We start from the raw sequence: 13248 nt of genomic DNA on the forward strand, positions 1-13248 counted from the left end.
GGCTTTCCTCGATCTTTCTTCCCCCCGGCGTTGGGCAACCCGTTCATGTCGGCTGGGTCACAGTGTCAGAGTATCGGACCGGCCGTCCAGGCTGATCAGGCACTCGAGCAGGAAGTAGTCGCCCCAGATCAGCTCGTTCCGGGTAGCGAAGTCCCGGCGTTTGTCGAAGCAACCGTCCATGAGGATCCCTGCCGGTCTGCTGTCGTGCGGTCCGGCCGGGGTGAGGTGGTCGAGGAGCGCATTCACGTGGGCGACGGCCCTGTCCCGGAAGTCGGTCCGGTCGGGAACCAGTCGGGCGAGCTTGAGCAGCGCGGCAGCGGCGATGGCAGTGGCGGACGTGTCGACCAGGACGTGCGGTCCGGTGCCGGCGTCGAAGTCCCATGACACGATTCCGGCAGTCGGCGTGCGGTCCAGCCACCAGTCGGCCAGCCGGACGGCGGTCGGCAGGAAGGACGGCGACGCCCACTGCGCGGCCTGGGCGTACGCCACCATCGCCCACGCCTGCGCCCGACCCCAGGTGCTGTCGTCGTTCATGCCCTTGTGGGTGTAGCGGCGCAAGAGTGCACCGTTGGTCGTGTCGAACAGTGCCGACTGACAGACCGAACCATCCGCCCGGATACAGAGCTCGATGTGCCGCTCCGCGTGGCGGATCGCGGCGTCGAGGAACCGCGGGTCGCTGGTCTGCGCCGACGCCCACGACAGCAGGGCGACGGTGCCCGGGACGGCGTCGATGTTCGCGGCGCCCTCGCCGACCGCTTCGGCTTCCTCCGCTTCCGCGCCGAGCGGGATCACGCCCGCTCGATCGTTGAAGCTGGCGAGCAGCCCGCGGGCACCCGCCAGCGCGATCTCCGATGCGCTCGCGCTTCCGGTGACGAGGTGGTTGACCGCTGCGCCATACCAGAAGAGGAAGCCGCGGAAGGCGGTATCGGAGCTCTCCCGGGGCAGGACCTGCTCGGTGATCTCGTCGGCGAGTCGCGACAGGCGGTCCTCACCGGACGCCACGAAGCCGAGTGCGGCCAGTCCGCCCCAGAATCCGCCCGTCCAGTTTCCATCGGCAGTGGTGGTCCACTCGCCGGATTCAGGGTCACCGTAGTGCGGGAACTTGCCGCTGGTCTGCTTGGCGGTCGAGTCGATACGCTCGAGCATCGAGTCGATGGCGGCGGTGTACCGGGAGCCGGTCACAACTGACCTCCGGTCACCAGAACCGACTTGAGCGAGCGCCCGTCCCGCATGTCACCCATGGCCTCTTCCGCCTTCCCGAGCGGGTACTCGGTGACCATCGAGGCGAGGTCGAACCGTGCTGCGAGTCGGGGTAGCGATTCGACGTATTCGAGGTGGTTGTGCGGGGAGAACGCCCAGCTTCCCAGCACCTGCAGCTGCTTCTTCGTGATGTAGTGGGGGTTGATCGGAGTGGTGCCGTGGTCCGTGTACTGGCCGACGACGAGGTACTTGCCGCCGCGCCGGGCGATGTCGATTCCCTCGGACACCGCCGTCGGTACACCGGCGGCCTCGATGACGACGTCGGCACCGCGCCCGCCCGTCGTTTCCGCGAGAATTCGATCCAGGCGGGCCGCTCGATCCGTCTCAGCGAAGATGTCGATGTGGATGTCGCCGATGCCGGCCGTCCGCGCGACCTCCAGACGGTTGGCCGGTCCGCCGACGATGATCACCTTCGCCGCCCCGGCGAGCGTGGCGTACATGGCGCACGCCAGTCCGACCGGTCCGCTGCCCTGTACCACGACGATATCGCCTGCGTCAGGGTTGGCGATACCGTTCACCGCGTGGACGGCAGTCGGTCCGGCACAGCCGAGAGCGATCACCTGCTGCGGTGTCACCGAGGACGGGATGCGGACGATCGTCGAGCCGGGCTGGAGGTAGATCTGCTCGGACCACCCACCCGACAGGTGGGGCCAGTCAGCCGAAGACTGATTGATGCCGTACACCTTGCGGGTCTCGCACAGTGACGGTTCCTGCTGATCCTCGCAGTAGTAGCAGTGCCCGCACGGGATGTTGGATGCCCACGACACCGCATCCCCGACGCGAAGCTCCTCGCCACGCGCGTCCGTCGTGACACCCTCGCCGAGGGCGTGCACTCGACCGACCGCCTCGTGCCCCAGGATGACCGGCACCGGAATGGGCAGGCGACCCTGCTGCAGGTGGATGTCCGTTCCACAGATCCCCGCGTGCGTCACGTCGACGACGACCGCGCCGGCGACGGGATCCACTCGTGGGAACGTCCTCGGCGCCATGGCCTGCCCGAACCCTTCGAGCACCATCGCTGTGGCCGAGCCGGTGGTCGGGCTCGCCGGGTCCGTCTGCGTCGCACTACTCATCGGATCACTTCCTTGCTGCGCAATGTCTGGACACGTGACTCGGATACCCCGAGCTCGTGAAGGATTTCGTCGGAATGTTCACCCACCGCGGGCACCCCTCGGCGTACCTGTGCGGGCGTACGGGACAAAGTGACGGGACTGCCGATCAGGCGGGTCGTCCGCACACCCTCGACCTCGACGTCGACGAGCGTGCCGTTGTGGCGCGTCTGGGGATGATCGAGCGCCTCCTGCAGGGTGAGCAGCGGTGCGCACAGCAGGTCGACCCCGTCGAACAGTTCCGCCGCCCCGGTGGTGCTCAGCCGCGCGATCAGTGGACGCAGGACCGCGTTGGCGGCCTCCTTGTTCTCGGCCTGGAGCTGCGGCGACGCGAAGGACGGCTGGACGGACAGATCGTCGATGCCGAGTGCTTTGCACGCCAGCTGCAGGGGGTTGTCGCGGAACAGGCCGAGCACCAGCAGCAGACCGTCCGTCGTCTCGAAGATGCCGCTGTACCAATCCGTCACCCAGTTGGTCTCACGCCGGTCCATGAGCAGCGAGGCACTTTCGAGGGTCTGCAGCGACAGTGCCGTATCGAAGAGGTTGACGCTGACCTTCTGGCCACGGCCGGAACGCTCGCGTTCGAACAGTGCGGCCAAAATCCCCTGCGCCAGAGCCATACCCGATGCATAATCGACCGTCGGCACCGGATGCACGTACGCCGAGATCGACGGGTCGCCGCACGACCTCGCCATCCCGCTGAGCGCCTGCGCGAGCATGTCCTGGCCGGCCTTGTGGGCATACGGTCCGGTTTCCCCGAAGCCGGTCGCGGTACCGTAGACAAGCCTGGGGTAACGCTCCTGCAGGTCGTCGTATGTCAACCCTAGCCTTTCGACCGCCGCGGTCCGGTAGCTGTGGATGAGAACATCCGTCTCCGCGAGCAGCCGATGCAGAATATCTTTCCCCTCAGCAGATTTCAGATTGAGAGCGATGCTGCGCTTGTTACGGTTGACTGCGGCGAAGTAGGCGCCGGGGCGACCTGCCTCGAGTGAATCGCGATCCAGGCCCCGCAGCATGTCTCCATTGACACCTCGCTCGACCTTGATCACTTCGGCACCAAGGTCGCCGAGAACCTGCGCCGCAACGGGGGCCTGCATGATCTCGCCGAGATCGAGTACTCGAATGCCGCTCAGCGCTTGCTGTTGAATGTGTTGCACGACGCCCTACTTTCCGTAAACCAACTTGGCGATGAGAAGTCGCTGAATCTGATTGGTGCCCTCATAGATCTGAGTGATCTTGGCGTCGCGCATCATCCGCTCCACCGGATAGTCACGCACATAGCCGTAACCGCCGTGCAGTTGTAGCGCATCGGTGGTCACCGACATGGCATTGTCGCTGCACAGCAGCTTCGCCATGGCCACCTTCGCACGCGCCGCCGGATCCCCGTCCTGAATGAGATGGACCGCGTCGTAAAGCAGCGAACGAGCCGACTCGATCTTGACGGCCATATCGGCGACCATGCCCCGCAGAAGCTGGAAGCGCGAAATGGGCTGGCCGAACTGGTCGCGGTTCATCGTGTACGAGACGGCGGCATCGAAAGCGCCCTGCGCAATTCCGAGGGCCTGCGCCGCGATGAGTGCGCGGCTGACGTTCAGTTCCGCGGAGATGTACTGGAACCCCCTATAGGGATCATTGACGACACGAACAGCGGGGAGCCGACATCCGTCGAGGACGACATCGGCCGTCGGACTGCCGCGCATTCCCATCTTCTTCTCGGGCGCACCGAAGCTGACGCCGTCATCGTCCTTGTGCACGATGAAGACACCGAGCGATTTGTCGCCGGTCTTCGCCAGGACCGCGTACCAGTCGGCCCACGGCGCATTACTGATAAATCGCTTCTGCCCATTCAGAATCCAGTCGGAACCATCCTGTATTGCGGTTGTCGCGATGGCCGACAGGTCCGAACCCACGCGCGGCTCGGTCATGCACCACGCAGCGCCGGCGGAGCCCGACGCGACACCTGGTACCACCAGTTGCTTCAACTCGTCGGAGCCCTGACTCAGCACTGTGGACGTGCCCGCCCAGTTGACCAGCATCACCAGCGCCGAGCTTGCGCAGGATGCTGCGACTTCCTCCACTGCGATGACCTGGGAGAGGAGATCGGCTCCGCTCCCACCGAGGCTCTCGGGATGTGCAAGGCCGGGCAGGTCGTTGCTGCACAGGGCCGCCCACGATTCCGACGGGAATCGCTCCTTGTCATCCACGTCGGCGGCATGCGGTGCGATCTTGGTCTGCGCGAGTTTGCGGACGCTCGCGCGGAACTCGCGGTGTTCGATACTCATGAAATGCTCCTGGTGTCTGCGGGGAGTGTGATGATTCGGGAGTCGACGGTCACAGCGGTGGCCAGCTCAGACCCGTCACGGAGGGTGGGACGCCGTCCGCGGCGGCACGGCCGGCGACATCTTCGGGAAGTCCGGCGCGGCGCAGGACTTCTTCGGTCTTGATGCGGGTGTCGGTGATGCGCCGTTTCGGTCCGCCGGAGAACACGGGGACCACCGGGACCGAATCCAGTGCGAATCCCGGATCCCTGGCCACGATCTGGTCGAACGTGGACAGCTCGTGCGGTTCGAGCACCGGTGTTACGCACGCATCCACGTCGGCGAACACCGCGGTCCACTCCACCATCGTCTTCTTCTCGAACTCGGCGGTCAGCGACTTCTCGATGAGGTCCCAGGTGGACTCGTCGAAATGATTCGGTACGGCTCCGAGGTCGAGGGTGGTCCACAACCGCTCGAAAAATGCCACCTCCAGGGCACCCACCGCGACGTATCGACCGTCGGAACAGCGATAGCACCGATAGAACGGCATCGACCCGACCAGTACGCCACGTCCACGGCCGGGCAGCGTCGGCGTCTGCCAATCGACGAAGTTCATTCCCATCATCGACAGGACGCCGTCGACCATGGCGGAATCGATATACCGGCCCTTACCTGTTCGAGTCCTGTCGTACAACGCGCCCAGAATGCCGAAAGCCGACAGCAACCCACCCCCCGCGAAGTCGGCGACCAGGTTCAAAGGCGGGACCGGCGGCTGATCCGATGGGCCGAAGACCCCGAGGGCGCCTCCGATCGCGAGGTAGTTGATGTCGTGACCGGCGCGTTGCGCCATCGGTCCGCCCTGGCCGTAGCCCGTTACGCTGCAGTAGACGAGTCCCGGATTGAGGGCCGACAGTTCCGCGTAGCCGGCGCCCAACCTGTCCGCAACACCGGGCCGGAATCCCTCCATGAAAACGTCAGCTTCCGAGACGAGCGTTCGCAGGGCCTGGCGGCCGTCCTCGGTCTTGAGATCCAGCGATATAAATTCCTTGCCTCGAGACAGGGCCGGCACCGGAAGCCCGGAACGACCACCACCGATCGCGATCACGTCTGCACCGAGATCCGCGAGCAGCATGCTCGCGTACGGTCCGGGTGCCAGACGTGTCATGTCCAGTACCCGAACCCCCGCAAGTGGGCCCGTCGTTGCGGTCATCGTCGTCCTCCAAAGTCATTCGGTACCTCGTGTGATGCCAATCCTGGCGTCGTGACTGCACTCACACCATCTCCATGTGGAGGTATGGCGTCACACCCGTTCTCCCGCACACTGAGGCCCACATCCTCAGCACGGACGCTCCGAACTCGACAGGAATAGCAATGGAAACCACTGCGATAGAGACCCTTCCAGACACCACCACAGAGGATTACGAGCGGATTCTCTCGGCCGCGGAGACCGCCGCGACGTCACTCGCCCGAACGGACCCGAGCCGGCGGGCACAGATTCTGCGGTCGATGGCCGACACACTCGACGCAAACGGCGCGGAATTGGTGCCGCTAGCGGCCGCCGACAGTTCGCTCCCCGAGGCGCGCCTTCGCGGCGAAGTCTCGCGGACCACGATGCAGCTTCGAATGTTCGCCGATGTCGTCGAAGAGGGCTCCTGGCTGGAGGCCATCATCGACACAGCCGATCCGGACGCGCATCCCGCTCCGCGCCCCGATCTGCGGCGGATGCTTGTACCCACCGGACCCGCCGCGGTGTTCGGTGCGAGTAACTTTCCGTTTGCGTTCGGGCTCGGGGGCGGGGATACCGCGTCCGCATTGGCCGCCGGCTGTCCCGTCGTCGCGAAAGCGCATCCCGCTCAGCCGCGATTGACCGACGCCTACGCGCGGGCGATCGACGAGGGACTTCGTGCGGGCGGCGCCCCGGACGGCACGTTCGGGGTAGTGCAGGGCGCGGACGTCGGACGTCTGCTCGTTCAGGATCCGCGCATCACGGCCGTCGGATTCACCGGTTCGACATCGGGTGGCCGGGCTCTTGCAGATCTGGCAGCCGGTCGGCCGTACCCTATCCCGTTTTACGGCGAGCTCGGCAGTATCAACCCGGTGTTCGTGACACCTGCTGCGGCTGCGGAACGGTCGGGAAAGATTGCGGGCCAATTCCTCGAATCATTACTCCTCGGCGCCGGTCAGTTCTGTACCAAACCGGGGATTCTGTTCGTCCCCGACCAGAGTTCGATCGAGTGGCTCGTCCGAACCGCGGTCGCGGACGATTCTTTCCGTCTGCTGCACAGAGGAATTCGCCAATCGTTCCTCGATGTGTCCCGGGAGATCCTCGAGCACCCGGACGTCCGGCCGGTGTCATCGCCCGAGCAGAGCGATCTGGACGATCTGTCGGTCCGCCCGGTGATCGGCGTGACCGACGCTCGGGCGTTGCATCGAAACTCACAGGCCCTGATCAAAGAGTGCTTCGGTCCATTCGGATTGATCGTGACTTACACATCGGTCGCGGAACTTTACGCGACGATGGCTGTCCTGCCGGGCACGCTGACGGCGACCGTCCACGGCACCGACGATGACCACGATGCCGCAGCACTGCTCGACGCACTTGCGCGCTACGCGGGGCGCGTCATCTGGAACGGATGGCCCACCGGTGTCGCCGTCAGTTGGGCCCAGCACCACGGTGGTCCGTACCCGGCCACCAACTCCGTTCACCCGTCAGTCGGAGCTACCGCGATTCGGAGGTTCCTGCGGCCGGTCGCATACCAATCGGTGCACGAAGCGCATCTCCCTCCCGCACTCGTCGACGCGAACCCGTGGGGTATCCCACGCCGGGTGAACGGCCATCTGTCGTAGGGCCCACGGCCCGTGCATTTTCTGGGTGTACCAAGCTGCCCCAAAAGAGAGCACTGCCGGTTCACCGCTGCTATCTGACGGCCCGGCCACGGCGAGGAAGCCCCTTGCGGAACGCGAGGATGCAGCGGCGGTACACGACCCTCAAACCGGGCGCAGGAACGGTGCGCGGCCGGTCGAGAACAGGTGAGCACCCTCGCGGTGAGGGGCGGGGCATCACCCGTCCCTCGATAGGTGACACCGTTGAGATTGTGGGCCCACCCATGAATCTCCTCGGCTCTACAATCGGGCGATGGACAGGACCGACCGCGCCAGCAGGGTGATCGCGGCACCACCGGCGACTGTCTACGGCGCCCTCCTCGACCGGGAGTCCCTCGAGGCCTGGTTGCCGCCGGAGGGCATGCGCGGGCGGGTCGAGCGGTGGGATCCCCGGCCTGGTGGCGGGTTCCGGATGGTCCTGACCTACCTGAACCCCGCCGGCAGCCCCGGAAAGACATCGGATGCGACGGATGTCGTCGATGTCGGATTCGCCGACCTGGTGCCACCGGAGCGCGTGGTGCAGCGGGCGGTATTCGAATCTGACGACCCGTTGTACGCGGGCACCATGACGATGACCTGGCACCTCGCGGCCGCCGAGGACGGGACCGAGGTGACCGTCACCGCTACCGACGTGCCAGCCGGCATCGACCAAGCGGTACACGAGGCCGGGATCGCCTCCTCGCTGGCGAACCTGGCGTCGTACGTCGAAGGGACCCTCTGACGGTCGGCTGCGACCCGGGACCCGGCGTTGTGTCGAGGACGCGGTCCTCGTCACCGCGAGCACCGCGGCGCTCGTCTCGACACCACCCTGATCACCACCCGCGACGGGCAGGATGAGGCAGTGAGTGACCGAAGCGCAGCCGACCTCGAGCGTGAACTCGCCATGCTGGCCTCCGTACGTGACCCCCTGGGTCGGAGGGCGACGATTTCCGTATCCCGACCACTGCCGTTGATCAGGTTCTCGATGAGCTCAACCGTCTCAACGATCGCCGTGGGATCCGAGCTGATTTCCGTCCACGCTTACCGGGCGAGCGCCTGTGCTTCTGAAGCTGCCGAGCGCGCTCACGCCTTTAGGCGATCGCTTCAGCGGCAGCGGCCGCGTCGACCGCCGGGTAGATGGGGTACTCCACGCCCGAGAGGTACTGGACGGTGCGAACCACCTGGCAGGAGTAGCCGAACTCGTTGTCGTACCAGACGTACAGGATGGCGGTGTCGCCGTCGACGATCGCGGCGTTCGCGTCGACGATGCATGCCGCACGCGAGCCGATGAAGTCACTCGACACGGCGTCGGTTGCCGCGGTGTAGTCGAGGTTCCGGCTCAACGATCCGGTGAGTGATTCCTGGCGAAGGTGCTCCAATACTTCATCTTTGGTGGCCTCGCGACTGAGCTGAAGGTTGAGGATCGCGACGGACACGTCCGGCGTTGGCACGCGGATCGAATTGCCGGTGATCTTGGCCTTCAGGTCGGGAAGGGCCTTCGCAATCGCGGAGGCCGCACCCGTCTCGGTGAGGACGAGGTTGAACGGCGCCGATCGGCCGCGCCGGTCGGCCTTGTGGTAGTTGTCCAGCAGGTTCTGGTCGTTGGTGAACGAGTGCACAGTCTCGACGTGGCCCCGCACGACGCCGAACTCGTCGTCCATGGTCTTCAGCGGCGGGACGATGGCGTTCGTGGTGCAGGACGCGCACGACACGATGCGTTCGTTCGGATCGACGTCGCGGTGATTGACGCCGTGCACGATGTTGGGGACGTCACCCTTGCCGGGCGCGGTCAACACCACCTTCGCCACACCAGGGCGGAGGTGCTGCGACAGCCCGTGGCGGTCACGCCAGATGCCGGTGTTGTCGATCAGGATCGCATTGTCGATGCCGTACTCGGTGTAATCGACACTCGTCGGGTCGTTGCTGTGAATGAACTTGATGACGTTGCCGTTGGCGATGAGCGCGTTGTTCTCGTCGTCGACCTTGATCGTGCCGTTGAACTGACCGTGGACGGAGTCGCGGCGCAGCAGTGACGCACGCTTGACCAGGTCGTCCTTGCCGCCCTTCCTGACGACCACGGCACGCAGGTTCAGGCCGTTACCCGAACCGGCCTTCTCGATGAGCAGCCGCGCGACGAGTCGACCGATACGCCCGAATCCGTAGAGGACGACATCCTGGGGCTGCGCGGGGCTCGTCTGGGCACCACCGACCAGGTCGGCGAGGCTCTCCGCAACGAACTCGGGGATCGGCGCTCCGCCACCGTGGGCGTGGTAGGCGGTCACCAACAGGCCGAGGTCGATCTTCGACGGCCGCAGATCGAGTCCGGTCAGCGCCTCGAGAAAGGGGAACGTCTCCTCGACGGAGAGCTCGTCGCCACGGATCTGTCGGGCGAAGCGATGGGTCCGCAGGATCTTGATGACCGATTTGTTCACCAGCGAGCGACTGTGCAGCAGAATGGTCACCGAATGCCTGCGGTGCAGACCGCCGATAATCGGGATCATCGCTTCCGCGAGAGCTTCCTCGGAGTTCCACTGCGTCAGTTCCGCTGTGCTCACTGCGTTCCTCTGGCTTTCTGGCTCATTGGCGTGCTCGTGGGTCGGACGCCGGGCGGGATGAGACGCACGTCATTCACCCATGTTGCGGAGAACGGCGTGCGCACCACCAAGCATATGTAAGCGCCTCCTCGCGGCGACAGCCAGCAGGCACCAGGCGGTTGCTTCGGCTACGAGTATTCCGGTTCGAGGGGACGGCGACCGGGGGCTCGGCCGGCTCGAGGACGTGGACCGATGGGGGGAGCAGGATCTCCCACGTCACCGGTACCTCGTGCTCCGGGCTGCGCTGCGACCAAAGGCAGTGGGCGTGATACGAGGTCACCAGGGCGGTGCCGTGCGTGCGGAGCAGCTCCACGTTTGCTCGGAATCCGGTGTGAGCGGTCTCGACCTGCCAGATTTTCGCGGTTCCGGTCGGGTCGAAGGCGGTGCGGAAGGCGTGGCCTGTTTGAGGGTGTCGACGGCGAAGACGGATTGGAACCGGGAGGGTGCGGTCGGGAAGTGCGCGCGGCGCACATCTTCCCACATCAACTCGATGGAGTGATCGGTGACCTGAAAACGGACGTCTGCGTTGACGAAGTTGTTTTCACCGTGGTCTGCAACACCATCGGCAAACAACACGTCGAGGTGCTGTTGCAGGTGTGAGGGGGCGACATCGTCGAATCGGGTGAGCCCGAGGGTCTGTCCCTGGTGCGGGGTACCCCGGCGATCGACGGTGCAGTAGCGCGGCATCGCGTGACCCTTGCTGGCGAGAAATTATGGTTTCGAGCCTCCGGCCCGCTTATTGTCCGCAGCGGGCTGTGTGTTCATGCGGCCAGGAAGCCTGTTTCGGTGCCGCGGGCGGCACCACGGGTTGGTGGAAGCGCCCACAGTTTGTCCCGACGGCAATTGCGCAGCAGGGTGCTGCGCAATGGGGTCGGGGTATTCGGTGGCGAGGGTGCGCATGTAGACGAGGTTGCGTTGGGACAGTCCTCCCGTGCCGGGGAACTCGGTGCGGAGGTCGTAGGCGAGCCGGGCGATGACCCGGGTGCCCCACCCTTCCTCGCTCTGCCTCCGTTATGTGGTGTCATTCATGGCGTCTACGGCCGATGAGTCACGCGGCCGACCGCTGCCGTGTCGCGGACCGAGATTGATATGCCTGGTGCCCGTCGGCCACCAGATCAAGGGTCAGCGGTCGAACACGCTGACCGGTCGTTGTCGCAGCTTGCCCATCAGGTCGGCGATCGAGTCGCTCGACCGCAACTGGGCGAGCAGTTCGTGCTCGATCCGGTCGGCTTCCACGCAGATCTTCACCACGTCGAACAAGCGGTCGGCCGGGATGACGGCGACGCCGTCGTCATCGGCGACGATGATGTCGCCTGGGTGTACCAGGCGCCCGGCCAGCCGGACCGGTTCGCCGATCGATTCAGTGGCGTAGCGGAACCGGGCGGCCTGCGGAGCCCGGGCCATCGACCAGACGGGCAGGCCGCTGTCGCCGATGGATACCGAATCACGCACCGCGCCACCGACAACGCACCCGGCGAGCCCGGCCAGCAGCGCCCACTGCGCCGACAGCGCACCCACCACAGCGGTATCGGCGGGGGCGGGGCAGTCGAACACCGCCACATCACCGGGGCGGGCGCTGCTGTAGAGGTCCCGGTCGCCGAGCCGGGCACCGAGTCCGTCCGCCCTGTTGTCGGCGACCTCCCCGGTCAGCCGCCGGTACCGCAACGTCACCGCGGGTCCGCAGATCCGGTGTCCTCCGCGCAGCGGTGTGAGGAGGCCGGCACCGATCGCGGCACCGACACCCAACTGGTCGAGGGCGTCGGCGACCGCGCAGGAGACATCGGAAACCTGTGACAGGGACGTCACCAGCGCGGCACGGTCGCGCTGGGCGGCCGTGACCGGCGAGACCGGAGAGGCTTGCTGGGACATCGAGTTCTCCATTCGTCAAAATAGGGGGTCGGTGTAGGAACCTGCCCCTGGTGAGCTAGTGGTAGTGGACTGGAATCAAATTCTGAGCAATCGGTCCGGTCCGGTTCTGCCTGAGCGTTGTAGCGGGCACAATGGGGCGATGCAGTTGACCACTCCCTTGGACAAGTTGGATCTCGATCTGTTGAAGCTGATCGTGGAGGAGCCGAAGGCCGGGGTGCGTGAGTACGCCCGCCGCCTCAACGTCGCGCGCGGCACTGTGCAGTCGCGGCTCGACAAGTTCTCCCGCGACGGGGTGATCACCAGCTACCGCCCGCAGATGCAGCCGACCGCGCTCGGGTACACGATTCTGGCGTTCGTGCATCTAGACATCGCGCAGTCGATGATGGACGCCACCTGCCAGCATCTGGCCACCATCCCCGAGGTGCTCGAGGTCAATTCCGTTGCCGGAAGGGGCGATCTGCTGTGCCGGGTGGTGGCCAAGGATCACGAGGACTTCGAGCGGGTGCTGCAGGAGATGATCGCCACCGAAGGGGTGTTGCGTACCCAGTCGGAACTGGTGCTCAGCCGCCGTATCGCCCCGCGGATCGTGCCGTTGCTGGAAAAGAAGCGGACCGAGACGCCCTGAGGGTCTCGGCCCGTCCAACACTGTGGTCAACGAATCGCTGTGATCAGCGAAGCAGGGTGGTCGCCGGCAGTGCGGGGCGCCGCTGATGCTCGAAGTCGCTGATGGTGGCGGCGTGGGTGAGGGTCAGGTCGATGTGGTCGAGTCCCTCGAGCAGCCGCCAGCGGGTGTTGTCGTCGAGTTGGAACGCGGCGATGATCTGTCCCGCACGGACCCGCCGTTCGACGAGGTCGATGGTGACCTCGCTACCGGGGTCGGCCTCGAGCACCGCCCAGAGTTGTTCGATGATCTCGGTCGGTAACGCCACGGTGAGTAGTCCGTTGGTGAGGGCGTTGCCGCGGAAGATGTCCCCGAACCGGGGTGCGATCACGGCCCGGAATCCGTAGTTCTGCAACGCCCATACCGCGTACTCGCGGGAGGATCCGGTGCCGAAGTCCCGGCCGGCGATCAGGATGGTCGATCCGGCGTAGGCGGGGTCGTTGAGGACGAAGTCGGGTTCTTCGCGCCAGTCGTGGAAGAGTTTGTCGGAGAACCCGGTTCGGGAGCTGTGGGTGAGGAAGCGGACGGGGATGATCTGGTCGGTGTCGACGTCGGTGCGCCGCAGTGGTGCGGCGATTCCGGTGTGCACGGTGAACGGTTGCACGATGGTCCTCGATTCGGAAACGGTGGGGGAG

General features: G+C 65.6%; 12 protein-coding genes and 1 pseudogene. 4 read left to right on the plus strand and 9 right to left on the minus strand.

Annotated features, from left to right (window positions below):
• Positions 1-57: 57 nt before the first annotated feature.
• Genes G9373_RS18215 through G9373_RS18235 form a run of 5 tightly spaced genes read right to left on the minus strand, consistent with a single transcriptional unit; the run spans position 58 to position 5837 of the window.
• On the minus strand, positions 58-1182 hold the full coding sequence (locus G9373_RS18215; protein WP_133985561.1) for a glycoside hydrolase family 88 protein: 1125 nt from the start codon (positions 1180-1182) through the stop codon (positions 58-60).
• A complete protein-coding gene (locus G9373_RS18220) occupies positions 1179-2333 on the minus strand; it encodes a zinc-binding dehydrogenase (protein ID WP_167116043.1) in 1155 nt (384 codons plus the stop codon). Before G9373_RS18220 ends, G9373_RS18215 begins: the two co-directional genes overlap by 4 nt.
• Positions 2330-3526 carry a CaiB/BaiF CoA-transferase family protein gene (locus tag G9373_RS18225; protein WP_167116046.1) on the minus strand — a complete coding sequence of 399 codons (1197 nt, stop codon included), beginning with the start codon at positions 3524-3526 and terminating at the stop codon, positions 2330-2332. The genes G9373_RS18220 and G9373_RS18225 overlap by 4 nt, the downstream gene beginning before the upstream one ends.
• Before the next feature lie 6 nt (positions 3527-3532).
• Positions 3533-4651, minus strand: coding sequence for an acyl-CoA dehydrogenase family protein (locus G9373_RS18230; RefSeq protein WP_167116049.1), 1119 nt, complete (start codon positions 4649-4651; stop codon positions 3533-3535).
• A gap of 49 nt (positions 4652-4700) precedes the next feature.
• Positions 4701-5837, minus strand: coding sequence for a CaiB/BaiF CoA-transferase family protein (locus tag G9373_RS18235; protein ID WP_167116052.1), 1137 nt, complete (start codon positions 5835-5837; stop codon positions 4701-4703).
• Between the two features lie 161 nt (positions 5838-5998).
• On the opposite strand from G9373_RS18235, the gene G9373_RS18240 reads away from it, so the two are divergent.
• Together G9373_RS18240 and G9373_RS18245 are read left to right on the plus strand one after the other, a co-directional pair.
• Positions 5999-7474, plus strand: a complete 1476-nt coding sequence (locus tag G9373_RS18240; protein WP_167116055.1) for an aldehyde dehydrogenase (NADP(+)) — start codon at positions 5999-6001, stop codon at positions 7472-7474.
• A 289-nt stretch (positions 7475-7763) separates the two neighbouring features.
• Positions 7764-8231, plus strand: coding sequence for an SRPBCC family protein (locus tag G9373_RS18245; protein ID WP_167116058.1), 468 nt, complete (start codon positions 7764-7766; stop codon positions 8229-8231).
• Between the two features lie 349 nt (positions 8232-8580).
• On the opposite strand, the gene G9373_RS18250 is transcribed toward G9373_RS18245, so the two are convergent.
• Positions 8581-10044, minus strand: coding sequence for a glyceraldehyde-3-phosphate dehydrogenase (locus tag G9373_RS18250; RefSeq protein WP_167116061.1), 1464 nt, complete (start codon positions 10042-10044; stop codon positions 8581-8583).
• Positions 10045-10539: 495 nt separating this feature from the next.
• On the opposite strand from G9373_RS18250, the gene G9373_RS18255 reads away from it, so the two are divergent.
• Entirely contained in the window at positions 10540-10683 is a 144-nt protein-coding gene (locus G9373_RS18255) for a hypothetical protein (RefSeq protein WP_167116064.1), read from the plus strand.
• Between the two features lie 111 nt (positions 10684-10794).
• On the opposite strand, the pseudogene G9373_RS46505 reads toward G9373_RS18255, so the two are convergent.
• Both G9373_RS46505 and G9373_RS18265 read right to left on the minus strand, forming a co-directional pair.
• Positions 10795-11079 (minus strand): annotated as a pseudogene (locus G9373_RS46505) (DUF1016 N-terminal domain-containing protein); the annotation flags it as partial.
• A gap of 126 nt (positions 11080-11205) precedes the next feature.
• The gene (locus G9373_RS18265) at positions 11206-11952 is read right to left on the minus strand and encodes an RraA family protein (RefSeq protein WP_167116067.1); all 747 of its coding nucleotides are present in this window, start codon (positions 11950-11952) and stop codon (positions 11206-11208) included.
• A gap of 139 nt (positions 11953-12091) precedes the next feature.
• Here G9373_RS18265 and G9373_RS18270 point away from each other — a divergent pair, with 139 nt between their 5' ends.
• A complete protein-coding gene (locus G9373_RS18270; protein ID WP_120660239.1) occupies positions 12092-12577 on the plus strand; it encodes an Lrp/AsnC family transcriptional regulator in 486 nt (161 codons plus the stop codon).
• A gap of 43 nt (positions 12578-12620) precedes the next feature.
• Here G9373_RS18270 and leuD read toward each other — a convergent pair whose 3' ends face one another.
• Entirely contained in the window at positions 12621-13217 is a 597-nt protein-coding gene (gene leuD, locus G9373_RS18275; RefSeq protein ID WP_167116070.1) for a 3-isopropylmalate dehydratase small subunit, read from the minus strand.
• Between the last annotated feature and the right edge of the window lie 31 nt (positions 13218-13248).

Origin of the sequence: Rhodococcus sp. A14 (assembly GCF_011603105.1) — a bacterium.
Taxonomy (GTDB): domain Bacteria; phylum Actinomycetota; class Actinomycetes; order Mycobacteriales; family Mycobacteriaceae; genus Rhodococcus_F; species Rhodococcus_F opacus.